We start from the raw sequence: 21,755 nt of genomic DNA on the forward strand, positions 1-21,755 counted from the left end.
TCCAATTACGATTTGTTTAACAAACTGTGTTTTCTTCCGTATAAGAAGTAAACAATTAAACCGGCAGCCAGCCAAATAAGGAAGGCAATCCAAGTTTGCTTTTGAAGCTGAAGCATTAAATAGGCGCAGGAGAGAAAGGCTAATATTGGAACAACTGGGACAAATGGAGTTTTAAACCCAGCCTTCATCCCTTCTCCTGATCTCCTTAAAACCAAAATCCCTATGGAAACCGACATGAAAGCAAACAATGTACCGATACTTGTTAAATTTGCCAATTCATCGAGCGGGATAAATCCTGCAAATAGAGAAACGAGCAAACATCCAAGGTACGTTGTTTTAACCGGAGTCTGCGTCTTTTGGTTAACTTTTGACAGACCTTTCGGCAGCAGACCATCACGGCTGATTGCATAAAACAGACGGGACAGACCGTACATCATAACAAGCAAAACTGTTGTCATTCCGGCAATGGCACCGATTGAAATCAGTCCAGCAACCCAATCCTGGTTGATATAATTCAGTGCAAAAGCAACAGGATTTTTCACATTAAGTTCAGTGTAAGGAACGACTCCCGTTAAGATTGCAGAGACGGCAATGTAAAGAACTGTACAGATTGCCAAGGAAGCGATAATTCCGATTGGCATATTTTTCTGAGGATTCTTTACCTCCTCCGCAGCAGAGGATACAGCATCGAATCCGATATATGCAAAGAATACTGTCGCAGCACCGGTAGCAACCCCCGCAAAGCCGAATGGCATAAACGGCGTCCAATTATCAGGCTTCACATACCACACAGCAACCGCGATAAATAGAAGAACAACCACAATTTTAATAATAACCATAATAGCATTAAGCCTGGCTGATTCCCTTACACCTTTCGTTAAAAGAAAAGTGATCAGAAACGCAATAATGACAGCCGGAAGATCAAAATAGGTGCCATTTTCAGGTGAATAGGCGCTGGTTAATGCAGTAGGCAAATGAATCCCGAAGCCCCCCAGCAATCCTTGAAAATATCCCGACCATCCGCTTGCGACGGAAGCAGATGCAAGCCCGTATTCCAAGAGTAAATCCCATCCCAAAATCCATGCCATCAGCTCGCCGAACGTTGCATAGCTATATGTATACGCACTGCCTGAGACCGGAACGGTTGAAGCAAATTCTGCATAGCATAATGCCGCAAAAGCGCAGGCAATTCCCGCTAAAATAAATGATAAAACAAGTGCCGGACCAGCATGTTCTGCTGCCGCAACGCCTGTAAGGACAAATATCCCCGTACCGATAATAGCCCCTATTCCGAGCATCGTCAGGTCAAATGCACCTAGCGTTTTGTTAAGCGAAATCCCTTTACTTCCTGAATCCCTAATGATTTTATCAATCGACTTTTTCCTAAACAGACTCATCGTCTCACCTGCTATTCTTTTTAAATATTCAGAAATATTTAAATAATATTTGAGATAGTCTTAATTTAATCGAACCCTGTCGAAAAATCAACCGTTTTTTGAAAATTTAATTTATTAAAATAGAAAAACCTTTATATGGAAAAAGCCGGCAATAGCCGGCTCTTCACTATTCCGATTCAGTTCTAGCGCTAATAAGCCCTATAATAACCCCAAGCATCGCTCCATAAAAGACCTCTTCAGGCTGATGACCCAAAAGTTCTTTTAATTCTTCTTTTTGCTTTACATGGCCCAGCCCGGGAAAATGCCCCGAGAGAACCTCGATATCTGCATCAATATCATTGACAAGTGCAGCAATCTCTCCCGTATGCCTTCTAATTCCTTGCGCATCATACATCACAATAATCCCAAAAACAACAGCCAGTGCGGTTTCAATGGAAGAACTCCCATTTTTAGCCGCAACATATGTAGCAAGAGATGATACCCCTGCCGAGTGGGAACTCGGCATTCCTCCCGTTGTAAAAATTGGCCGCCAATCCCATTTTCCAGTCAGCTTTTTATGGCCAAATATTTTCAAACCCTGTGCAATCCCTATTCCTGCTAATGCTGTCAAAATTCCTCGATTCTTAATCAATTCCTTCACCTCGCATAAGATTAGTTTTAGACTGTTCGATGACGACTATGCACTTCCATCATTTGCTTATACCCGAAATTCGGCATGAGTAAAATTTGTTTTGCAGGTTAGTTGAGGAATGATCGGTTTTTTATGAGTGCTGAGGATAATTGGAGGCTGGTGGGAACGTGGGGGATGCGGCTCTTATTTGAAGGGGTTCGGCTGGAAACCCGATTGCTTCGATTCGTATTCGATGCGGTTCGGATGGTATAGAAAGTGCAGCGGCTGCTGGTAAAACCCTCCTCCCTTAAAATATTCCATAAAAAAACCGCCCGCTTTTGCCAGCGGACGGTTTTTAAAATAATTAGAAGCTTAGAGCTGCTTCTTTTGCTTTTTCTACAGATTTTCCGAAGATTTCATCTGCTGCTGCAGGATCTGCAGCCATTCCTTCAGCAAGAACCACTGTCACATCATTGATGCCAAGGAAGCTCATTACTGCACGGAAGTAGCTTTCAGTGTGTTCCATAGGCTGCGCCGGACCTTCAGAATAAACGCCGCCGCGTGCTTCAATTAGAGTTACTTTTTTGTCGCCGGAAAGGCCTACTGGACCATTTTCTGTGTATTTAAACGTTTTGCCTGCTACTGCGATTGCGTCGATGTATGCTTTCATCAATGGAGGGAAGCCAAAGTTCCACATTGGAGCAGAGAATACCACTTTGTCTGCTTCAAGGAATTGATCTACCAGCTGAGAAAGGCGGGTAATTTTAGCTTGCTCGGCATCTGTTAGCTCCTGTCCTGCAGCAAGTTTGCCCCAGCCGCCAAGAACCTCAGCGTCGATCATTGGAAGATCTGTATTGTAAAGATCAAGTGTTTCCACTTTATCTCCTGTGTTTTCTGTTTGATAAGCATCTAAGAACGTGTTAGCTACACGTGCTGAGAATGACATTTCGTCACCTTTTGGATTTGCTTTTACGTAAAGAATGTTTGCCATAATTTATCTCTCCTTCAAATATTTTCATTTTATATATTTTTTATTAAAGTATCTCGACTTCGAGGTTTATTTTATCTTACTCTCATTCCGCTGTCAACCAGATTGATTTGCAGCACACTTGCCGGTTTTAAAATTTAATGATTAAGGGTAACGCTAAAGTAAGCTATTGAATGGAAGGGATGAATGAATCATGGATCAAAAAGAGCTTAGAGAACAGATCGTAAAAATAATTGACCAAAACAAAATCGGGACACTTGCTACAGTAAAGGATGGCAAGCCGCATTCCCGTTACATGACGTTCTTCAATGAGAATTTAACGCTTTATACTCCTACTGATATTGAAACTCATAAGGTTGAGGAAATTGATGAAAATCCGAATGTTCATATTCTGCTTGGCTATGACGGGGAGGGTTTCGGCGATACGTACGTAGAAATTGAAGGCAAGGCTTCAATTGAGAAATCAGAGGAGCTTAAACAGCGTTTATGGGATGACAACATGAAGATGTGGTTTGACGGCCCTCATGATGATAACTACATTATTTTGAAAATTACTCCGGATCAAATCAGGCTGATGAATAAAAAAGGCGAGCCGCCGCATACACTGGAAGTATAATGAACCTAAAATGGGCGGACAATCCAAGATGATTGTCCGCCCATTTTTTATGGAGAGAATGAGTGCAGATGTTATTAAGAAAAAAAGCTTGAGGCTCCACCTCAAGCTTCTTCCTACCATTATTTAAACGTTGTCGACATCAAAAATTCCTTCGAGCGCTCTTCCTTCGGGTTGTCAAAGAACTGATCCGGCGTTCCTTTCTCCACAATCCGTCCTTCGTGCATATAGACGATGGAATCGGCTACCTCACGTGCAAATCCCATTTCATGAGTGACGACAATCATTGTTTTCCCTTCTTCAGCGAGCTGTTTCATCGTTTCGAGCACTTCGCCTACAAGCTCAGGATCAAGCGCTGAAGTCGGTTCATCAAACAGCATGATGTCCGGTTCCATTGCAAGCGCACGTGCTATGGCTACCCGCTGCTTTTGTCCTCCGGAAAGCTTGCTTGGATAAACGTCCGCTTTGTCCTCAAGCCCTACTTTTTTCAAAAGGTCTTTGCCTAGTTGAACGGCCTGCTCTTTTTTCATTTTTTTCACCATAAGCGGCGCTTCTATAACGTTACCAAGCACTGTTTTATGAGGAAAGAGGTGAAAATGCTGGAACACCATTCCGACTTTTTGGCGGACCTCATTAATATCATGTGATTCTTTCGTTACTTCTTCGCCTTCAATGACGATCTTGCCGTTATCTCGCTTCTCTAAAAAATTGAGGCAGCGCAGCAAGGTGCTTTTCCCTGATCCACTGGCGCCGATCAGGCAAACCACTTCACTTTCATAGACCGTCATATCAATATCCTTTAATACATGAAGCTCTCCGAACGATTTGTTCAGTTTTTCTGCTTTTATCATTTCCCTATCCATGATGGCCTCCTTCTACCGGTCACTGACAGCCAGTTTTTTCTCGATCAGGTTGACACCTATTGTCAAAATTGCCACGACAATTAAGTAGTAAACGGCGACAATGAGCAAATACGTCATTTCATCAAAATTATTTGAACCGAGCGTTGTCGCGACATTGAATAGTTCATTCATTGAAATAAAGGCGGCCAGGGATGAATCCTTTAACCCGATGATAAATTGATTTCCAAGAGGCGGCAGTGCACGCCGGAAAGCCTGCGGCAAAACAATTCTGCGCATCGCAAGCGACCGGGTCATTCCAAGAGACCGTCCCGCTTCCATTTGCCCTTTGTCAATCGATTGAATGGTACCCCTGAAAATTTCGGCGATGTAAGCACCATTATGAAAAGCGAGCGCAAGCGATGCGGCCCAGAAATCCGGAATTAAAAAGATCCCGCTGATCCCGAAATACAGGATGAAAATTTGGACGATGAGCGGAGTTCCGCGAACCAGATAAATATACGCATCCGAGATGTACCCCAGCGGCTTTATATTGGAAATTTTTAATAGTGCAAAAAACAACCCGATAAAAATCCCGATGATGATTGATACAACCGTGAGCTGCAGAGTGAGCAGCATGGCCTTTAAAAAGACATCATAGCTTTCTCCGAATACTTGAAAAAAGTGCGGCAAACTAGGCAATGATCCGACTCCCTCTCTTTATTATTTTTTTGGTTTCTCCGTTGCTTCTTCTTTTGTAATGTCTTCTCCAAAATATTTAATACTGATTTTTGCTAATGTTCCATCCTTGCGCAGGTTTTCCAGCGCCTCATTCACTTTCTTCTCCATCAGCGGATTGTTCTCGGGGATGACCACTGCCTGGGCACTCCGTTCAATCAGCTGCTGGCCCTTAATTTTAAAGCCTTCATTTGCAGCGCTTCGGCCGGTTACAAAATCCGTGATAACGGCGTCATGGCGTCCTTCACTAAGTGCCTTCAGCGCAGTTATGTCACTATCATATATTTTCACGTTTCCTGTGTACTGCTTCGCTGTGTCAGCGTATGTAGATCCTTTTGCTGCAGCAACCTCTTTTCCTTTCAAGTCAGCGGTTGTTTTAATATCGCTGTCCTCTCTCGTGAAAATTTGAGGTCCGGAGTAATAGTAGGGAGTGGAAAACCGAACATACTTTGCCCGCTGATCATTGATCGTGTGGCTCGCAACCGCTACATCGGCTCTTCCTGTTTTTACCCCTTCTACAATTCCTTTAAATTTAATCCGTTTTTCAACCGGCTTTAGCCCGAGTTCCTTTGCAATTGCCTTTCCAACTTCCACATCAAAGCCTGTCATGGTCATATCGTTTTTGACATAACTAAATGGCTTGAATTCTCCGGAAGCGGCAAAGATAAACTCGCCTTTATGCACAAGCTCCAAGCCGTCTTCACCTTTTTCCTTTTCGGCACAGCCTGTAAGCACGGCCATCATAAGCGTAACGCCTATCATCCATATCAATACCTTCTTCATCCGAATACCTTCTCTCCCTTCTGTCATGGGTCAGGTTTGTAAGCTACTGGTATTACATACCCAATTTTCTGAAATTTTAATCTGAATAAAAAGTACAAGATTGAGTTTTCAGTGAAACGTTTTGGTAAACGATTCTTTATAACTAGTTACATACTGCTGAAACTCATTTCAAAAGAACCCGTTGAGATGAGCGCATTTATGTAACCTTTATTGAGGGAAAATCGGCTGGAGACACAAGAAATGCAGCAGAGATCGTCAAAAAAATAATAAAAATAAAGATCAAGCAACTGCAAGAGTACTGCGAAAAATGAAGATGGATACGCCAAAGAGCCTGGGAATTCTCCCAGGCTCTTTCAATTGGATTGCTGACTATTCCATGTTGCTATGCATCCCCAAAACCTGATCATGATCGAGGCTCTTCCGTTCAGACAGGCTGAGGCAAATCCAGTCAAACAGCAAATGGATACTCTGATCAAAAAGGGATCCGAGCGGCTGAATGCTCATCTTTTCTCCCGGCTTCCGGTATTTCGTAGCCGCCGGCACAATCACAACCGACTCTTCTCCGGCGTTCTGTGCAAGCAATGTATCTGCATTCGCTGTAAAAACGAGGAGCTCTGTCCCCAGCTCCTTTGCTTTTACAGAAAGCCATTCCACGCTTTTTGTTATTCCGGAGCCGGATACAAGTATAAGCAAATCTTCCTTTTGTACAGAAGGAGTGGTTGTTTCGCCGATGACATAAACGACTAGACCAAGGTGCATGAGCCTCATAGCAAATGATTTGGCCATGAGGTCCGAGCGCCCTTCACCTGCTACAAAAATCCGTTTTGCCCTGTAGATCCTTTCCACTGCTTTTTCTGCAGATTGACTGTCTGTTTGCTGGAGAACGGAAGCCACTTCCGCAACGATATCATTAACATCCAAGGCTGCTCATTCCTTTCATACAGGCTTCTTTCAGGTCAGCGGCAGCCCTTGAGGGATCGGCCGCTTTTGTGATGCTCGAGCCGGCAATAACGATTGAGACTCCGGATTTTTGCAGGGAAGGAATGCTTTTGACACCAATGCCCCCTGCTGCCGCAGTTCGCACTCCCATCTCCTTCAAGAAAGACAAACCTTCAAATTCAAAGCTTCCATTTCCGCTTTCCTGCAAATCCTTGCTGGTATGGACACAAAAGATGGCAGGGCAGTGGACAATTTTTGCTGTTCTTTCTAAATCGGTGTTCAGCAAATCAATCATTACCGTCCTGCCCCTTTTTTCCGCTTCATTGAGGCAAATTTCAATAGTTTCTACCGGCGCTGCTCCCATAACAGTTAGAAGATCAGCACCCGCTTCAAATGCGAGCTTTGATTCATAAACAGCGTTATCCATGATTTTCATATCTGCCATAACCAGCTTATCCGGACAGGCCTTTTTCACCTCAAATACACTCCGCATTCCGAATTCCTTTATGAGGGACGTTCCCACTTCCACATAATCCGTAAAGTAGTCTGTTCTTCTTGCTAAATCAATTGCATCCTCCAGACTTAGCCGGTCGAGCGCAAGCTGCAGCTCCATGTTTCATCCTCCGATCGTGGTTGATGATTCTCTAATCTTCAACTCTGTCTGGAATACGAATAATCTCTTTTCATCAGATTTGCCGCTGATCTGTTCGAATAATAAGTCCGCAGCCTTCATACCCATCTCGTAGGCGGGCTGGTCAATTACCGTGAGAGCAGGCTCGGATATGGCCGCCATTTCAATATTATCGAAGACCACGAGGGCGAGATCTCTGCCGATACGGATTTCATTTTTACGGGCGAACTTCATCACTTCAAAATACGTCAGATCATTTCCCGCAATGAGTGCGGTCGGCCCTTTTCCGTTAGCAAACATCTCTTCAAGGACCGATACCATCTCCGAAATTTCAACAGATCTTATGAAATGCTCATTGACCGGTTCCCCTCGTTTTTCAAGTGCTTCTATAAATCCGGCCACCCGCTCTCTTCTTGGAAAAATCGTTGGAGGCGGCGTTAAAATCGCAAGCTTTTCATGGCCTTCCTTCAAAAGGTGACCGACAGCCTGATCCATTGCATCCCGGTTGTCGACAACCACCGTATTCACATCGATCCCATCCAGTTTGCGGTCAACGAATACCACAGGGTACTTCTCTGACTCAAGCTTTTTATAGAGCTCAGGGTTTTTCCCAGTAGGAAAAATCACGAGTCCGTCTACCTGTCTCGCTCTCATGCTGTCGATATACTTTTTTTCCTTATCCTGATCTTCATAAGAATTGCAGAAAATCACCTGAATGTCTTTTTCCTGAAAATAATCTTCGATGGCACGGCTCATCTCCGTCGAAACGGTATGGACGATATTGGCGGCGATAATGCCGATAAGCGACGTTCTTTTTTGCTTCAGGCTTCTTGCTACATAATTTGGATGATACCCGAGCTCATCTATCGCTTTTTTGATCCGGTCCTTCGTTTCCTGGCCCATATATTCAAAACGTCCGTTTAAAAATTGAGAAACTGTGCTTTTGCTGATTCCAGCTGCTTTGGCTACATCTGCCATCGTTACGCGTTTCATCTAAATCCGTCCTCTTATCTATAGATTCTTCCTCTATTGTACTGTTCCACGCTGTCGATATCCATCTAAGAAGAGGACGAGCTGATTATGCCGCATCACGCAAGTTTCATTTCACCTGGAAACCCCGGACACATTCACTGAATTGGCGTGCTCGATCCGCAAGCTTGATCAGGCTTTCCCCATCAGCCGCCATTCCACCGCTCACCAGTGTGCTCCCCACACCAATCGCGGCTGCCCCCGCCTTTAGGAAGGCTTCCATATTATTGAGTCCGATTCCGCCTGTTGGCATGAGCGGTATATGGGGAAGCGGTCCTGCTACTGCCTTTAAAAATTCCGGCCCCAAAACATTTGCCGGAAATACCTTCACTAAATCTGCTCCTGCTTCATAGGCAGTGAGAATTTCAGTAGGGGTCATTGCACCCGGTACACTGATGACCCCGTATCGCTTTGCCATACGGATGGTGTCCAAGCTCACAGTTGGTGAAAAAATAAATTTCGCTCCGGCTGAGATTGCTGTTCTTGCCGTCTCCGGATCCAGTACCGTCCCGGCCCCTACTAAAACCTCTTCATTGAACGCCTCGTTTAACCGTTCAATCACCTGGATTGCCTTCGGGTTTTCCATCGTAATTTCAAGGGCGGTAACCCCGCCATCCTTCAGGGCTTGAGCAATCGGAACAATCGTATCCGGATTCGCTCCTCTTATAACGGCTACAACGCCGCTTTCCTGAAATGCATGTGCTCTCATTTTCCATTCCTCCAGTTAAGCGCTTTTAACGGCAGATTGGTGTCTCGCTGCAGCTGTATTCTTTACGGCAAAAATCGTAATAATCGCGGACAGAAGCAGGGCACCCGACATGAAAAGATAAGAAGCCCCAAATCCTCCTGTTGTTCCATTTAAATAACCGACAAGGTATGAACCTGCAAATGATCCGAGTGCCCCCATGCTATTGATGAGGGCCATCGCGCCCCCTGCAACATTACGAGGCAAAATCTCCGGTATGATGGCAAAGAACGGACCATACGGGGCGTACATCGCTCCTCCTGCAATAATGAGCAAAACAAAAGAAAGCCAGAAATTGCTCGTTCCAATTAGATAGGAACCATAAAACGCAAGGGCTCCAATCAGCAGGAACGGCCAGACAAAAGCACTCCGGTTAAGGGTTTTATCTGAGAAATAAGATGCGGACAGCATCCCGATAATGGCTAAAATATAGGGAACAGATGAAAGCCATCCCGTTGTAACAATATCCATGTTCGGCGCTGCTTTAATAATAGAAGGAAGCCACATCACAAACCCGTAAACCCCGATGCTCCAAAGTGCATATTGAAGACTGAGCAGAATAACCGTTTTGGATTTAAATGCTTCTGCGTAATTTTTCACAGGCTTCAAGCCTTGCTGCTCTTGATCCAGCTGGATTTGCAGGTCTCTTTTTTCCTGCTCGTTCAGCCATTTGGCGTCCTTTGGTTCATCGTTAACGAGCTTCCACCAGAAGAATGCCCAGATTATTGCCGGCAGCCCTTCCAAAATAAACATCCAGCGCCAGCCAACGGATTCTACTAAATATCCGGATAGAATCGACATCCACAGCACGGTCGCCGGGTTCCCAAGGATAAGAAACGTATTCGCCCTGGACCGCTCCTCTTTCGTAAACCAGTGACTTAAGAAAACGAGCATGGACGGCATTACAGCACTTTCTACGACTCCCAGCATAAAGCGGATGACAATGAGAAGGTTTACGTTTGTAATCAACCCTGTCGCCGTTGCCAGTCCTCCCCATAAAATAAGCGACCAGAAAATCAGCTTTTTCGCACTTTTATTTTCGGCATAATGAGCTCCCGGAATTTGAAAAAAGAAATATCCCAGGAAGAAAAGCGACCCGAGCAGCGACGACATCGCTGCCGTGATATGCAGATCCTCTGCCATTCCTCCCGCTGCCCCGAATCCATAATTGGCCCGATCCAGATAAGCGAGGCTGTACGTAATAAATGCAATTGGAATTAGTCGAATCCAGCGCTGTTTAGATAATGTCCCTTTCATACCTCATCAGCCTCCTTAACATGCTCTTTCATATATCGTTCGAGCTCTTCTCTAACCGGGTATCCATCACTGTCGCCGATTGACTGGACCGCCATTGCCCCGATAGCATTTCCTCTCAAAACAGCCTCTTCCATTGGGAGCCCCTCAAGAATTCCACTCACAAAACCGACGGCAAATCCGTCTCCTGCCCCGACGGTATCTACGACTCTATCAACCTTGAAGCCTTCCACAAGCCCTCTTTGCCCTGCTGTTTTAAAGAACGCTCCATCCGGTCCCAGTTTAACGGCCACTGCCTTCACCCCGTGCTCCAGGTAAAAATCTGCAATTGTTTCAGGCTGACTCGATCCTGTCAAAATACGTCCCTCTTCCACTCCCGGCAGAACATAATCTGCCTGGAATGCTGCTTTGTTTATCTCCTTCGCCATTTCCTCCTGAGAGTTCCATAATGATGGCCTCAGGTTCGGATCAAAGGAAACCGTTTTGCCCGCTTCCTTCATCAGCGTAAGGATATGATGTGAAAAAGCCCTCGTCTGTTCAGACAATGCAAGGGGAATCCCCGTTAGATGGAGATGCTTTGCCGAAAGAAAATAGCCGCTGTCGGCATCTTCGGGTGAAAGGGTGCTTGCTGCAGAACCTCTTCTGAAATACTGCACCTCAGGATCTCCCTCTAAAACCTTGGATTTAATCTGGAATCCAGTCGGATAGCGGGAATCCGTCAAAACACAGTCAACATTCACGCCTTCTTTTTTCAGCCGGTCCATAATAAATTCGCCAAATGCATCGCTTCCGACCTTGCTCGCCCAGCCGCTTTTAAAGCCAAGCCTCGCAAACCCTATCGCTGTATTGGTTTCCGCCCCCGCCAGAGACCTGGTGAAATGCTTTGCTTTATAAAGAGGTCCTGTATCATCAGCTATGAACATGGCCATTGCTTCGCCGAACGTCACTGTATCCAGCATCTTTTTCACTCCTTTTAAAATGGCTAACATATTTCACAGCCTCTGCTTTTGTTCTTATAGGGAACTCAAGTCCGATCGGACAGTTTTCAGGCAATACGCTCAAAACCCGGCTGCACAAAGACTCCTTATGCAGTTCAGGAGGCGCGGTAATCAGCTGATTCCCTTCCATGACCGTTTCCTTCAGGTGAATGTAACGAACATATTTGCTTAGTCTGCGTGCTGCGTCCAACAGATCTTCTCCTGCATACCGCCAGTTTCCTATATCAAACGTCATACCAATCGGCAAATCAAGCAAGGAAACGCTTTCAAAAAATGATTCCATGGGCGTTATTTTTCCCCCGTAGGATGTTTGGTCATTTTCAACATAGAGAACCTCGGATTGTTGGAAATGAGACATCAGTTCTATCAAGCTCTCAATCTCAAAAACATCCGGAATATAATGACCAAGTGATACCTTCAGTGCTCCTGCACCGTGCCGCTTCATTTCCTCTGCTAATTGGAATATTTCTATGTTGAGCCTGCCATGTTTATCAAAGAGCTCTGCCGGAGCCGAATACACATCTTCCTTGGTCGCTTTAAGCGGCAATTCAGCTTCCCCCATACGCTCCTTTCTTATTTCCGCTCCATCGGCTTCGACTGAATGAATGAGCGGAAAAAGCTGGGCATGATTGTCTAACTGGAGTTCCCCTCCATCCAAAGCATGGAAAGGGATGACGATTAATCTCAAAGTAAACACCCCCTATTCTTTAGTAAATCGGTTTAGTAAATCGGTTTATAAACAGTATATTTAAATGTAAGCGTTTTAACAAGGGTTTTTATGGTTCTGTTTTTGCATAATCTGGTGCAGCAGTTTGGGATATAAAAGAAATAGGCTGCCACGTCAGCGCGGCAGCCTGTAAACACTTCCTGTTTATGTTTGTCATTATATACACATTTGATTGCTTCGCTTGGTAATGAGTCAATTATAAAAAAAGCCCTGCATACACAATGTACGCAAGGCCCCAAATCAGCTGGTCATTTCAGCTGCTTCTTTTCGGAAAAAGCTTTTCATCGCATGGAATACATCGACTTTTTGCTTGAGGATATAATAGCGGAAGTTTTCATTGGTGATGTTTTTATAAGCGGACATTAAGGTCGAGTGCCGGTTATACTGATTGACCTCGCCGTAACCAAACATATTGGATACCTTCATTAATTCACCGACAAGCTTCACACATCTCGCATTATCGGACGTCAGATTATCTCCATCTGAAAAATGGAATGGATAAATGTTATATCGGGCAGGCTGGTATTTTTCATCAATAATTTCAAGGGCTTTCCTGTATACAGAGGAGCAAATCGTACCTCCGCTCTCTCCTTTGTTGAAAAAGTCTTCTTCAGATACAACCTTTGCTTCAGTATGATGGGCTATGAATTCAATTTCCACATGCTCATATTTCGTACGGAGAAACCGCGTCATCCAGAAGAAAAAGCTTCGCGCCATGTACTTTTCCCATAACCCCATACTGCCGCTTGTGTCCATCATCGCAATAACGACTGCCTTTGACTCCGGTTTAATCACTTCATTCCATGTCTTAAACTTCAAATCCTCCGGATAAATCGGATAAAATTGCGCCTTTCCCTTCATTGCGTTTCGTTTATAAGCAGACATCATCGTCCGTTTCTTATCGATATTTCCCATCAATCCGGTTTTGCGGATATCGTTAAACTCTATATTCTCCACAACGTTCTCTGCCATTTCCTTGCGCTTCAGATTGGGCAGCTCAAGCTCACTGAACAAAGCCTCCTGAAGCTCCATCATGGACACTTCGGCTTCGTAATAATCTTCCCCCGCCTGATCTCCTGCTCCTTGGCCTTTTCCTGGTCCCTGGCCCTGCTGCGAACCGTCCCGTGCGACCACATCTCCAACCTGGCTGTCGCCGTCACCCTGCCCGACATGTTTGTTTTTATCATAATTATAGCGAATCTTATATTCATCGAGTGACCGGATTGGAATCTTCACTACGTTTTTCCCATTGGACATAATGATGCTTTCCTCGGTTATCAGGTCAGGCAGGTTGTTCTTAATCGCTTCCTGAACCTTCTCCTGATGCCTTAGCTGGTCGTCATAGCCTTTGCGGTGGAGGGACCAATCTTCATTCGAAATGACGAAGTTGCTTGCGTCTCCTTTTGACATATTCCCCTTCCCCTCCAAACTTTTTTAAAAATTGCTCTGCCATTTATCACCGATTTGGAGCCTATTGCATATGATGTCGGTGAATGAATTTCTCTCCGTTGGCTGATTTTTTGAGATTACTCTATCCTATGCGGGGGATGAGGATTATTGACAAACAATTATGAAAATTGGGCACCTCCTCCAATAAAAATAGACAAGGTATCTATGCAAGGATTTTGGCAGATTTTATACATAGTAAATAAAAGAACCCCTGCACTGGGCAAGGGTTCTTTTTATTATTTATTCTCGTTTTCTTTATGCTGATCAGGATCCGGAGTCTTCCCCGATTTCTTTACTTCCTGATTCGTTTTCATATGCTCCATGATTTTGGATTGTTCCACCAAATCGTCCATATTGCGAATACTTGAACTCTCTTTTGATTTCTTCGGATTCTTTTGATCCATTTCTATCACTCCTTAGGAGATTGTATAGGGTAATTACCCGGTTAGGGGTGGGGTGAAACGTGGGCTGCGGCAAAGTATTTAGCACTGACCCCCATCTTATTAACGCAACGGGGGGCAGAGAATCAAAAATGCCAGCCTAGATGGGCAACGGGTTTCAACTCAATGGGGACGGAGCTTTAGTTCTGCAGTGAATTGGGGGTCAGTGCATTGCACTGACCCCCAATACTTTACAGGATCAAGGGACAGAGCTTTAAACTCTGCAGTTCCTCTCCTCCAATCGATTCCAAGTGATGGGGACGGAGTTTTAACGCTTTATCAGAGTGGGGGTCAGTGCAAAATCAGCCCACACAAAAAGCCGGGAATCTCCCGGCTCGCCGCATACCTATCGATTTAGCAAACTTCCTACATAACGCAGCAGTTCATTAGCAGAGGTAGAGTTATAGCCATGCTCATCAATTAATCGCTTGACGACTTCGTTTACCTTTTTCAGTTGCTGCTCATCCGGTGTTTTGGATGAGGTCGTAATTTTCACAACGTCCTTCAAATCCGCAAACAGTTTTTTCTGGATAGCTTCGCGCAGTCTTTCATGAGAGTTGTAATCAAATCGCTTCCCTTTGCGTGCATAGGCGGAAATGCGAATCAGGATTTCTTCGCGGAATGCTTTTTTCGCATTTTCGGAAATGCCGATCTGTTCCTCTATGGAGCGCATCAATTTGTCGTCCGGATTCATCTCTTCACCGGTGAGCGGATCGCGCAGCTTATTTTTATTACAGTAAGCTTCAACGTTATCCAGATAGTTTTCCATAAGGGTTTTCGCCGATTCTTCATAGGAATACACAAATGCTTTTTGAACTTCTTTTTTCGCAATATCGTCGTACTCTTTACGGGCGACCGAGATGAAGTTCAGGTAGCGCTCGCGGTCTTCCTGTGAGATTGACGGATGCTGATCGAGCCCCTCTTTAAGGGAGCGAAGGACATCCAGTGCGTTGATGGACGGATTTTCTTTTCGGATGATGGTGGAGGAAATCCGGTTAATGACGTAACGCGGATCAATCCCGCTCATGCCCTCATCCTGATATTCCTTTTTCAACTCCTCCAAGTCCACAGAGTTGTAGCCTTCTACACTCTCTCCATCGTAAAGCCTCATCTTCTTCACGAGATCGATATCTCCGCGTTTTGCTTCCTTTAATCTCGTTAAAATGGAGAACATCGCTGCAACCTTAAGGGTATGCGGGGCAATGTGGACATCGGATACATCGCTTTCGCTGATCATTTTATCGTATATGCGCTCTTCCTCTGTGGCTCTCAGATTATATGGAATCGGAATCACAATAATCCTTGAGTGAAGTGCTTCGTTTTTCTTATTGGATATGAAGGAGCGGTACTCGGTTTCATTGGTATGGGCCACAATCAGCTCGTCGGCGGAAATGAGCGCGAATCGCCCTGCTTTGAAATTTCCTTCCTGTGTCAGGGACAGAAGGTGCCATAAGAATTTTTCATCACATTTCAGCATCTCCTGGAACTCCATCATTCCGCGGTTTGCTTTGTTCAGCTCTCCGTCAAAGCGATAAGCCCTTGGGTCAGACTCAGAGCCGTACTCGGCAATCGTTGAAAAGTCGATGCTTCCTGTCAGATCGGCAATATCCTGTGATTTCGGATCTGATGGACTGAACGTACCAATTCCGACGCGCTTATCCTCGGAGAAAAAGATCCGCTCAACAATTACATCTTCAATTCTGCCACCGTACTCCTCCTGAAGCCTCATCATATTTAAGGGAGACAGATTTCCTTCGATCCGGATGCCGTATTCCTCATAAAAATCCTGGCGAAGGTGATGGGGAATTAAATGAAGAGCATCCTCATGCATCGGGCAGCCTTTAATCGCAAATACGGAACCGTTGTCGGTTTGAGAGTATTTTTCAAGACCTCTTTTCAGCATCGTGACAAGTGTTGATTTCCCTCCGCTTACCGGACCCATGAGTAGAAGGATCCGCTTGCGGACATCGAGCCGCTTGGCAGCAGGGTGAAAATATTCTTCTACCAGTCTTTCAAGAGCTTCTTCAAGCCCGAACAGCTGAGAATCAAAAAATTTGTACTTTTTGACGCCGTTAACTTCCTCAATACCATGATCTTTGATCATATTATAAACCCGCGAGTGAGCTGATTGAGCCACATTGGAGCGAGTTTTCAATATTTCCAAATACTCTACGAAGGTTCCTTCCCATTTCAAACGCTCTTCATCTTCTCTGTACCTTTCAATCTTCTTTAAGATATCCATAAGGACCTCCTTCATCTTTGTGCATCACAAGAGATTATTACACTTTATGAGAGAGGGAAGCTTATCATTCTTGTTTTTCTGATGTGTCTTCCAAGCAATCGATATGACTGAAAATTTAGAAATGGAAGAAAAAGAGGACGAATACAATTCACAGCGCTTTCATAATACCGTATAATTGAATCTATACGCTTGGACTACATTTTTTTGGGGAGGGCATTTATGAAGACCGCATTGCTGCTTGGAGTCTGCATTACATTCCTCGTTTCGATTTTCACAGCCGGGTACAACGATAAACCGAAAATACGGAAATAAAAAAACGGCCTTCTCGCGGAGGCCGTTTTTGCTTACAGTAAATCCAAATAATTCTGCTGTCTCAAGGCTTCATAAACCAAAATGGCAGCTGTGTTGGAAAGGTTCAGAGAGCGGACATGCTCTGTCATCGGAAGCCTCAGGCACCGGTCCATGTTAGCATCAATCAGGTCCCGCGGCAGACCTGTCGTCTCTTTTCCGAATACAAAAAAGGTATCCTTCTCCTGATCGGAATAGTCAAATACCGTATGCGGCTGTTTGCCGTGTTTTGTTAAATAGTAAAATTCTCCGTTCTCATATTCCGCAAACAATTCGTCAAGCGAATCATGGTAACGGACATCTACATGCTCCCAATAATCCAGGCCGGCACGCTTCAGCATTTTATCATCAGTTGAAAACCCAAGCGGGCGGATTAAATGAAGAACGGTGTTTGTTGCTGCGCAGGTACGGGCAATGTTTCCCGTATTGGCAGGAATCTCCGGCTGATACAATACTACGTGTAATCCCAAAATGGTCACCTCTGTTAAAAATTCTTTCCACCTCATTATACCACGCTTTAGCTTTTCTCAGAATCGTCCTGAATCCGGTAAAATGAATAGCGGATATTCGGTGTATAGGCAGTCGAATCCTTATAGGACCAGTACCTCATCCGGCTGTTGGACGTCTGTGCATTCACAAGCGGCATGTTGTTTTTATCCTTGGCCACAACAAAGGTTGTATGATCAAAACGGCCGTCTCCTTCAAAATCATAGCAAACGACATCGCCGGGTCTCAGCTCTTCAGCTGAGCCGACCTTGATTCCCCGCAGTCCCGTTTTCGACCGGGGCAGGAATAAATTCATAGAATGAGCAACCGCCCAGCTGTAGCTCCAAGTGTTATTCTGCATCCACCAGCCGGTTCCCTTTCCCGGATATCCCCGCATTTGTGCTCCTCCGCTGCGAAGGCATTGCGAAACAAAATTGGTGCAGTTGACATCAAAATTTTTATACTGGCTGTTATGGCTGTTCCACCAGCGCTCCGCATACTGTACTGCCGCCATCCGGTCATAATAAAAGCCCTTCCGCTCGAGGTCTTCATCATCAAAAGCTTCAAAGTCCTGATGAACCTCCGGCCGGCTTTCCGCCCAATCCTCGAGAACCTCAGCATCTGTGAGGGAGGCAAAACGCCGGCCTATTTTTTCCTCTAAATAAAACGAATCGTCATTTTGAATGAGCCACTTTTCATGAAGGATATATTGAACCTCCCGAAAATCACCCTGTTCTTTCATACCCGTCACCTTAATCTTCGACGATCCTTTAATCGCAAGGGTCTTTCTCTCATTCAATTCCTCTGCCTTCCGCTCAAGAGAAAGCTTTTCTGCATCCGACATAAACGGCAAATGCCTCGTCTTTCCATTGACTACATAATCCAGCCGGCTTTCCGCTGCTGTTCTAAGCAACTCATTCACCATGCTCACCTGCTTCCCATTCTTCTTTTACAAGAATATGAGAAAGAATCCCGCAGTATCAGTTTTTTTCAAATGGCACCTTTTCATTTCATGAAAACTGGCTCTGTATGGGCTGTTCATTCATTGGTAAAATCATGATTAAAAGGAGGCGTAACTATGTACATTCCAAAACACTTCGAACTGAACGATAAAGAAGCCATGTATCACTTAATGAAAGAAAACAGTTTCGCCACTGTTTTTTCCCATCATAACGGTGAACCGTTCGCAAGCCATCTGCCTCTGACAATTGATGAGAAAGAAGGAGTGATTTACGGTCATTTTGCCCGGCCGAATCCGCAATGGAGGGATGCTGAAAATCAGCAGGTGCTCATCGTTTTTCAAGGTCCGCACTGTTACATATCTCCAGCTTGGTACAACACCGATCAAGCCGTACCGACCTGGAACTATACAGCGGTCCATGTATATGGTGAACTGGAACTCTTGGAGGATAAGGACGACGTTTTGGAAGTGCTGTCGCAGCTCGTCCGCCAGCATGAACCTGCAGACAGCTCCTACCAGATGGAGGACATCGAGCCTGGTTATATTGAAAATTTGAGCAAAGGGATTGCAGCCTTTAAAATCCGCATAACGAAGATGGAGGGCAAAGCAAAGCTGAGTCAAAATCATCCTGCTGAACGGCAGGAGCGGGTCATTCAGGCGCTAGAAAATCTGCCTGGCGAAAATGAACAGAAGATTGCCGGCTTGATGAGGAGAAATGATAAACGATGAATGAAAAAGAGATTGTTGCCCATATAGAAGAGGATTTGTGGATGATGCACGTCTTGGAAACCGTGCAGCTGCTGAAGCTTCCTGATTGGTGGATCTGTGCAGGCTTTGTCCGTTCAAAGGTTTGGGATGCCCTTAACGGGTTCAGCGAAAAAACGGTGCTCCCTGATGTAGATGTCATCTATTACGATCCCAGCTTCCAGGATGAAGCAATTGAGAAAGAGCTTGAACGGAAGCTCTTCTCATTATCACCTGAAATTCCGTGGTCGGCAAAAAATTAGGCAAGGATGCACGTCAAAAACCAAATGGACCCCTACACCGATTCATTCGATGCCATGTCCAGGTTCCCGGAAACGGCAACCGCCATTGGAGTTACACTGAACCATGACGGACACGCCATTTTAGCTGCCCCACACGGTATTGAGGATTTAGTGGGGATGCAAGTGAAAGCAACTCCCTATTTTGTAAACAGCGCTGTGTATAAAAAGCGGGTCATAGAAAAAGACTGGTTAGCCGTTTGGCCTATGGTCAAGGTGACCCTTTAATCCGAATGAAGGGAACTCCTCTTACTCAGAAGTTCCCTTCCATTCATAAAGCAATCTCAAATTCTTTTACAAATACGGCATTTCCCGTCATTTCTACATGAAGGCGGCCATGATCTTGTGCCACTTTCACTCGAACTCTTCCCTCTTTTCCGATCTCATTTCCCTGCTCGATAATAAGACTGATTTCGGTCTCTTCATTTTTCGCTATGTATTTCTTGTAATACGCACCCATAACGCCGGAAGCCGTTCCCGTCACCGGATCCTCGACTGTGCCTGAAAATGGAGAGGAGAAATGCCGGCCATGCATATGCGCTGCAGTATCATATGTTTCTAAGCAAAATGGGTGGACAGATGCTTTCGGGATTTCTTTTAACAAATCAGGAAATCGCTCATTGTGAGGGACCATTCTTTCAAAAGCACGCAACTCTTTAACGGGGACTAATAACGTCCAGTTTCCTGTGCTTCCATATTGTATCGGCAAATCGCCGGCTAAATCTTCTTCGGCCAGTCCAATAGAAGCCATTAAGTCTGCCTTTGACCCCTTAAACGGCTTGAAAACCGGTTCCGCCTGTCTCATGGTTACAAGTAATTCATTGGAAGTAGTCGTAAGCTGAATAGGAAGCATTCCTGCATTTGTTTCGACGATCATCTCTTTTTCTTCATTTAACAAACCGTTTTCTTTTAACGCATACACCGCAGCAATGGTTCCATGACCGCATAAATCCATTTCATGGCCCGGCGTAAAATACCGGATTTTAAAATCGGCGGAATCGGAATGGACCGGAAACGCCGTTTCGTTAAACCCAGCTTTTCTTGCCAGTTCCTGCATTTCCGTTTCTTTTAAATGATCCCTGTTCAATATCACTCCAGCTGGATTTCCTTTATCGGGCTTGCTGCTGAAGGCATCATAATGAAGAACCTTTATACGTTTCATCCTTTTCCCTCCAAATTATAGATGCAGATTATTAGGTTTCGTCCCCTGTTCTCTCTTTCCATCTATTGTAGATTAATACAAGTTATTTGAAACGAAAAAAAGCCTGCCAGCAGGCAAGCTTCTAACTTTTAATCACTTACGCAGGACATCAAGTCCCGCCCGCATTTCCTTCAGCACTTCGTCATCTTCTTCTTTTCGCAAATGTTCTTCCAGAAACGAGATCGACTCGGCCTGTCCGATTTTCCCGATCGCCCATGCCGCGGTTCCTCTTATGACAGGCCTTGGGTCATCCTTGACAAGCTTGTACAAATCAGGAAGCGCTGTTGTGTCTTTGTAGTGAGCGAGGGCAATGATGGCGTTGCGCTGGATTGGTTTTTTCCCTCTCCAGAACCCTGACACATGTCCGAATTTATCTTTAAATTCCCGGTTTGACATGGAAAGCAGCGGCTTTAGGCTCGGTTTTGCAAGCTCTGGATCCGGCTCCATTTCTTCATGCAAATGAAAATCCTTGCCTTTGTTCTCGGGACACACGGTTTGGCATGTATCGCAGCCGTATAGCCGGTTTCCGATTTTTGTCCGGAACTCCTCCGGCAGAAAGCCCTTTGTCTGCGTTAAATAGGCGATGCATCGCTGGGCGTTGAGCTGTCCGCCCTGGACAAGTGCACCTGTAGGACAGACATCTACACACTTATTGCAGGTTCCGCACTGATCCTCAATTGGCTGATCAGGCTCGAAAGGAATATTTGTGACGATTTCCCCCAGATACACATACGAGCCGAACTCCGGTGTGATCGTTGCGCAGTTCTTTCCGCTCCAGCCAATCCCTGCCCGTTCGGCGACAGCCCGGTCTGACAATTCGCCCGTATCGACCATGGATTTAACCCGGACGTCCGGAGATTTTTCTTTTAAAAACTCTTCCAGCTTCAATAGCTTTTCCCGCAGCACGTCATGATAATCCTTGCCCCATGAAGCTCGGCAGAAAATCCCGCGGCGGTCCTCCCTCGTGCTTTTCGGTGCGTTTTTCATTTTAGAAGGATAAGCAAGAGCAATGGCAATGATCGATTTAGCTTTCGGTACAAGCAGGCCGGGATTGGTCCGCTTTTCAATATCGGGCTCTTCAAAGCCTGATTGGTAGCCAAGTTCCTGCTGCATAAGAAGCCGTCCTTTTAATGTTTGAAACGTATCCGCACTTGCAAAGCCGATTTTATCAATTCCAATCGTTTTGCTGTAGGCAACGACTTCTTCTTTTAATGCTCCAATATTCATCAGTCATCCTCCTTTCTTCGGTTTTTCCGCGGCACTATGATAAGATAATGGTACCAAATCACGGAGG

At 45.1% G+C, this 21,755-nt stretch carries 22 protein-coding genes and 1 pseudogene; 3 read left to right on the top strand and 20 right to left on the bottom strand.

All coding sequences use genetic code 11. The annotated features are described in order from the left end of the window. Positions 1 to 5 precede the first annotated feature (5 nt). From AS29_RS08810 to AS29_RS08820, 3 genes are all read right to left on the bottom strand, one after another. Complete coding sequence (locus AS29_RS08810; RefSeq protein ID WP_035404968.1) at positions 6 to 1,397, bottom strand: amino acid permease; 1,392 nt, start codon at positions 1,395 to 1,397, stop codon at positions 6 to 8. A 166-nt stretch (positions 1,398 to 1,563) separates the two neighbouring features. Beyond that, positions 1,564 to 2,028, bottom strand: coding sequence for a divergent PAP2 family protein (locus AS29_RS08815; protein WP_442854521.1), 465 nt, complete (start codon positions 2,026 to 2,028; stop codon positions 1,564 to 1,566). Positions 2,029 to 2,371: 343 nt separating this feature from the next. After that, positions 2,372 to 2,998 (bottom strand): FMN-dependent NADH-azoreductase, encoded by a 627-nt coding sequence (locus AS29_RS08820; protein WP_035404970.1) that lies wholly within the window; start codon positions 2,996 to 2,998, stop codon positions 2,372 to 2,374. A gap of 190 nt (positions 2,999 to 3,188) precedes the next feature. Here AS29_RS08820 and AS29_RS08825 point away from each other — a divergent pair, with 190 nt between their 5' ends. After that, positions 3,189 to 3,611, top strand: a complete 423-nt coding sequence (locus AS29_RS08825) for a pyridoxamine 5'-phosphate oxidase family protein (RefSeq protein ID WP_035404972.1) — start codon at positions 3,189 to 3,191, stop codon at positions 3,609 to 3,611. A gap of 119 nt (positions 3,612 to 3,730) precedes the next feature. On the opposite strand, the gene AS29_RS08830 is transcribed toward AS29_RS08825, so the two are convergent. The 15 genes from AS29_RS08830 to AS29_RS08895 form a co-directional block, all read right to left on the bottom strand. Further along, positions 3,731 to 4,471: an amino acid ABC transporter ATP-binding protein gene (locus tag AS29_RS08830; RefSeq protein ID WP_035404973.1), complete on the bottom strand. Its 741-nt coding sequence runs from the start codon at positions 4,469 to 4,471 to the stop codon at positions 3,731 to 3,733. Between the two features lie 12 nt (positions 4,472 to 4,483). Continuing rightward, the gene (locus AS29_RS08835) at positions 4,484 to 5,149 is read right to left on the bottom strand and encodes an amino acid ABC transporter permease (RefSeq protein ID WP_035404974.1); all 666 of its coding nucleotides are present in this window, start codon (positions 5,147 to 5,149) and stop codon (positions 4,484 to 4,486) included. Positions 5,150 to 5,170: 21 nt separating this feature from the next. Continuing rightward, on the bottom strand, positions 5,171 to 5,968 hold the full coding sequence (locus AS29_RS08840) for a transporter substrate-binding domain-containing protein (RefSeq protein WP_197491591.1): 798 nt from the start codon (positions 5,966 to 5,968) through the stop codon (positions 5,171 to 5,173). 369 nt (positions 5,969 to 6,337) lie between these two features. Next, the gene (gene hxlB, locus AS29_RS08845) at positions 6,338 to 6,889 is read right to left on the bottom strand and encodes a 6-phospho-3-hexuloisomerase (protein WP_035404976.1); all 552 of its coding nucleotides are present in this window, start codon (positions 6,887 to 6,889) and stop codon (positions 6,338 to 6,340) included. After that, on the bottom strand, positions 6,879 to 7,520 hold the full coding sequence (gene hxlA / locus AS29_RS08850; RefSeq protein ID WP_035404977.1) for a 3-hexulose-6-phosphate synthase: 642 nt from the start codon (positions 7,518 to 7,520) through the stop codon (positions 6,879 to 6,881). The genes hxlB and hxlA overlap by 11 nt, the downstream gene beginning before the upstream one ends. Before the next feature lie 3 nt (positions 7,521 to 7,523). Beyond that, the gene (locus tag AS29_RS08855; RefSeq protein ID WP_035404978.1) at positions 7,524 to 8,531 is read right to left on the bottom strand and encodes a LacI family DNA-binding transcriptional regulator; all 1,008 of its coding nucleotides are present in this window, start codon (positions 8,529 to 8,531) and stop codon (positions 7,524 to 7,526) included. Between the two features lie 106 nt (positions 8,532 to 8,637). Next, entirely contained in the window at positions 8,638 to 9,276 is a 639-nt protein-coding gene (locus AS29_RS08860) for a bifunctional 4-hydroxy-2-oxoglutarate aldolase/2-dehydro-3-deoxy-phosphogluconate aldolase (RefSeq protein ID WP_035404979.1), read from the bottom strand. A gap of 15 nt (positions 9,277 to 9,291) precedes the next feature. Beyond that, the gene (locus AS29_RS08865; protein WP_035404980.1) at positions 9,292 to 10,569 is read right to left on the bottom strand and encodes an MFS transporter; all 1,278 of its coding nucleotides are present in this window, start codon (positions 10,567 to 10,569) and stop codon (positions 9,292 to 9,294) included. Further along, positions 10,566 to 11,525 carry a sugar kinase gene (locus AS29_RS08870; protein WP_035404983.1) on the bottom strand — a complete coding sequence of 320 codons (960 nt, stop codon included), beginning with the start codon at positions 11,523 to 11,525 and terminating at the stop codon, positions 10,566 to 10,568. The genes AS29_RS08865 and AS29_RS08870 overlap by 4 nt, the downstream gene beginning before the upstream one ends. After that, the gene (locus AS29_RS08875) at positions 11,476 to 12,252 is read right to left on the bottom strand and encodes a hypothetical protein (protein ID WP_035404984.1); all 777 of its coding nucleotides are present in this window, start codon (positions 12,250 to 12,252) and stop codon (positions 11,476 to 11,478) included. Before AS29_RS08875 ends, AS29_RS08870 begins: the two co-directional genes overlap by 50 nt. A 279-nt stretch (positions 12,253 to 12,531) precedes the next feature. After that, entirely contained in the window at positions 12,532 to 13,701 is a 1,170-nt protein-coding gene (gene yhbH / locus AS29_RS08880) for a sporulation protein YhbH (protein ID WP_035404985.1), read from the bottom strand. A gap of 275 nt (positions 13,702 to 13,976) precedes the next feature. Next, positions 13,977 to 14,144, bottom strand: coding sequence for a hypothetical protein (locus AS29_RS21340; RefSeq protein WP_156505908.1), 168 nt, complete (start codon positions 14,142 to 14,144; stop codon positions 13,977 to 13,979). A gap of 382 nt (positions 14,145 to 14,526) precedes the next feature. Further along, positions 14,527 to 16,422, bottom strand: a complete 1,896-nt coding sequence (locus tag AS29_RS08885) for a PrkA family serine protein kinase (protein ID WP_035404986.1) — start codon at positions 16,420 to 16,422, stop codon at positions 14,527 to 14,529. A gap of 344 nt (positions 16,423 to 16,766) precedes the next feature. Then, positions 16,767 to 17,249 (bottom strand): tRNA (uridine(34)/cytosine(34)/5-carboxymethylaminomethyluridine(34)-2'-O)-methyltransferase TrmL, encoded by a 483-nt coding sequence (trmL, locus tag AS29_RS08890; protein ID WP_156505912.1) that lies wholly within the window; start codon positions 17,247 to 17,249, stop codon positions 16,767 to 16,769. Between the two features lie 38 nt (positions 17,250 to 17,287). After that, on the bottom strand, positions 17,288 to 18,178 hold the full coding sequence (locus AS29_RS08895) for an amidase domain-containing protein (protein WP_035405090.1): 891 nt from the start codon (positions 18,176 to 18,178) through the stop codon (positions 17,288 to 17,290). Positions 18,179 to 18,334: 156 nt separating this feature from the next. Between AS29_RS08895 and AS29_RS08900 the strand changes: the two genes are divergently transcribed. Together AS29_RS08900 and AS29_RS08905 are read left to right on the top strand one after the other, a co-directional pair. Then, positions 18,335 to 18,946, top strand: a complete 612-nt coding sequence (locus AS29_RS08900) for an FMN-binding negative transcriptional regulator (RefSeq protein WP_035404988.1) — start codon at positions 18,335 to 18,337, stop codon at positions 18,944 to 18,946. Next, positions 18,943 to 19,488, top strand: a pseudogene (locus tag AS29_RS08905) (nucleotidyltransferase family protein). Before AS29_RS08900 ends, AS29_RS08905 begins: the two are co-directional and overlap by 4 nt. Positions 19,489 to 19,531: 43 nt before the next feature. Here the strand turns inward: AS29_RS08905 and AS29_RS08910 are convergent. After that, positions 19,532 to 20,422 carry a PhzF family phenazine biosynthesis isomerase gene (locus AS29_RS08910; RefSeq protein ID WP_035404989.1) on the bottom strand — a complete coding sequence of 297 codons (891 nt, stop codon included), beginning with the start codon at positions 20,420 to 20,422 and terminating at the stop codon, positions 19,532 to 19,534. Between the two features lie 132 nt (positions 20,423 to 20,554). Continuing rightward, positions 20,555 to 21,688, bottom strand: a complete 1,134-nt coding sequence (gene queG, locus AS29_RS08915; protein ID WP_035404990.1) for a tRNA epoxyqueuosine(34) reductase QueG — start codon at positions 21,686 to 21,688, stop codon at positions 20,555 to 20,557. Positions 21,689 to 21,755: the final 67 nt, after the last annotated feature.

This window comes from Bacillus sp. SJS, assembly GCF_000732485.2.
Lineage (GTDB): Bacteria > Bacillota > Bacilli > Bacillales > Bacillaceae > Metabacillus_B > Metabacillus_B sediminis.

What these genes read in the sequence shown, in the direction of transcription:
- AS29_RS08810 (WP_035404968.1), bottom strand. Translation starts at nt 1,397, where the DNA reads ATGAGTCTGTTTAGGAAAAAGTCGATTGATAAAATCATTAGGGATTCA.
- AS29_RS08820 (WP_035404970.1), bottom strand. Translation starts at nt 2,998, where the DNA reads ATGGCAAACATTCTTTACGTAAAAGCAAATCCAAAAGGTGACGAAATG.
- AS29_RS08825 (WP_035404972.1), top strand. Translation starts at nt 3,189, where the DNA reads ATGGATCAAAAAGAGCTTAGAGAACAGATCGTAAAAATAATTGACCAA.
- AS29_RS08830 (WP_035404973.1), bottom strand. Translation starts at nt 4,471, where the DNA reads ATGGATAGGGAAATGATAAAAGCAGAAAAACTGAACAAATCGTTCGGA.
- AS29_RS08840 (WP_197491591.1), bottom strand. Translation starts at nt 5,968, where the DNA reads ATGAAGAAGGTATTGATATGGATGATAGGCGTTACGCTTATGATGGCC.
- hxlA (WP_035404977.1), bottom strand. Translation starts at nt 7,520, where the DNA reads ATGGAGCTGCAGCTTGCGCTCGACCGGCTAAGTCTGGAGGATGCAATT.
- AS29_RS08855 (WP_035404978.1), bottom strand. Translation starts at nt 8,531, where the DNA reads ATGAAACGCGTAACGATGGCAGATGTAGCCAAAGCAGCTGGAATCAGC.
- AS29_RS08860 (WP_035404979.1), bottom strand. Translation starts at nt 9,276, where the DNA reads ATGAGAGCACATGCATTTCAGGAAAGCGGCGTTGTAGCCGTTATAAGA.
- AS29_RS08865 (WP_035404980.1), bottom strand. Translation starts at nt 10,569, where the DNA reads ATGAAAGGGACATTATCTAAACAGCGCTGGATTCGACTAATTCCAATT.
- AS29_RS08870 (WP_035404983.1), bottom strand. Translation starts at nt 11,525, where the DNA reads ATGCTGGATACAGTGACGTTCGGCGAAGCAATGGCCATGTTCATAGCT.
- yhbH (WP_035404985.1), bottom strand. Translation starts at nt 13,701, where the DNA reads ATGTCAAAAGGAGACGCAAGCAACTTCGTCATTTCGAATGAAGATTGG.
- AS29_RS21340 (WP_156505908.1), bottom strand. Translation starts at nt 14,144, where the DNA reads ATGGATCAAAAGAATCCGAAGAAATCAAAAGAGAGTTCAAGTATTCGC.
- AS29_RS08885 (WP_035404986.1), bottom strand. Translation starts at nt 16,422, where the DNA reads ATGGATATCTTAAAGAAGATTGAAAGGTACAGAGAAGATGAAGAGCGT.
- AS29_RS08900 (WP_035404988.1), top strand. Translation starts at nt 18,335, where the DNA reads ATGTACATTCCAAAACACTTCGAACTGAACGATAAAGAAGCCATGTAT.
- AS29_RS08910 (WP_035404989.1), bottom strand. Translation starts at nt 20,422, where the DNA reads ATGAAACGTATAAAGGTTCTTCATTATGATGCCTTCAGCAGCAAGCCC.
- queG (WP_035404990.1), bottom strand. Translation starts at nt 21,688, where the DNA reads ATGAATATTGGAGCATTAAAAGAAGAAGTCGTTGCCTACAGCAAAACG.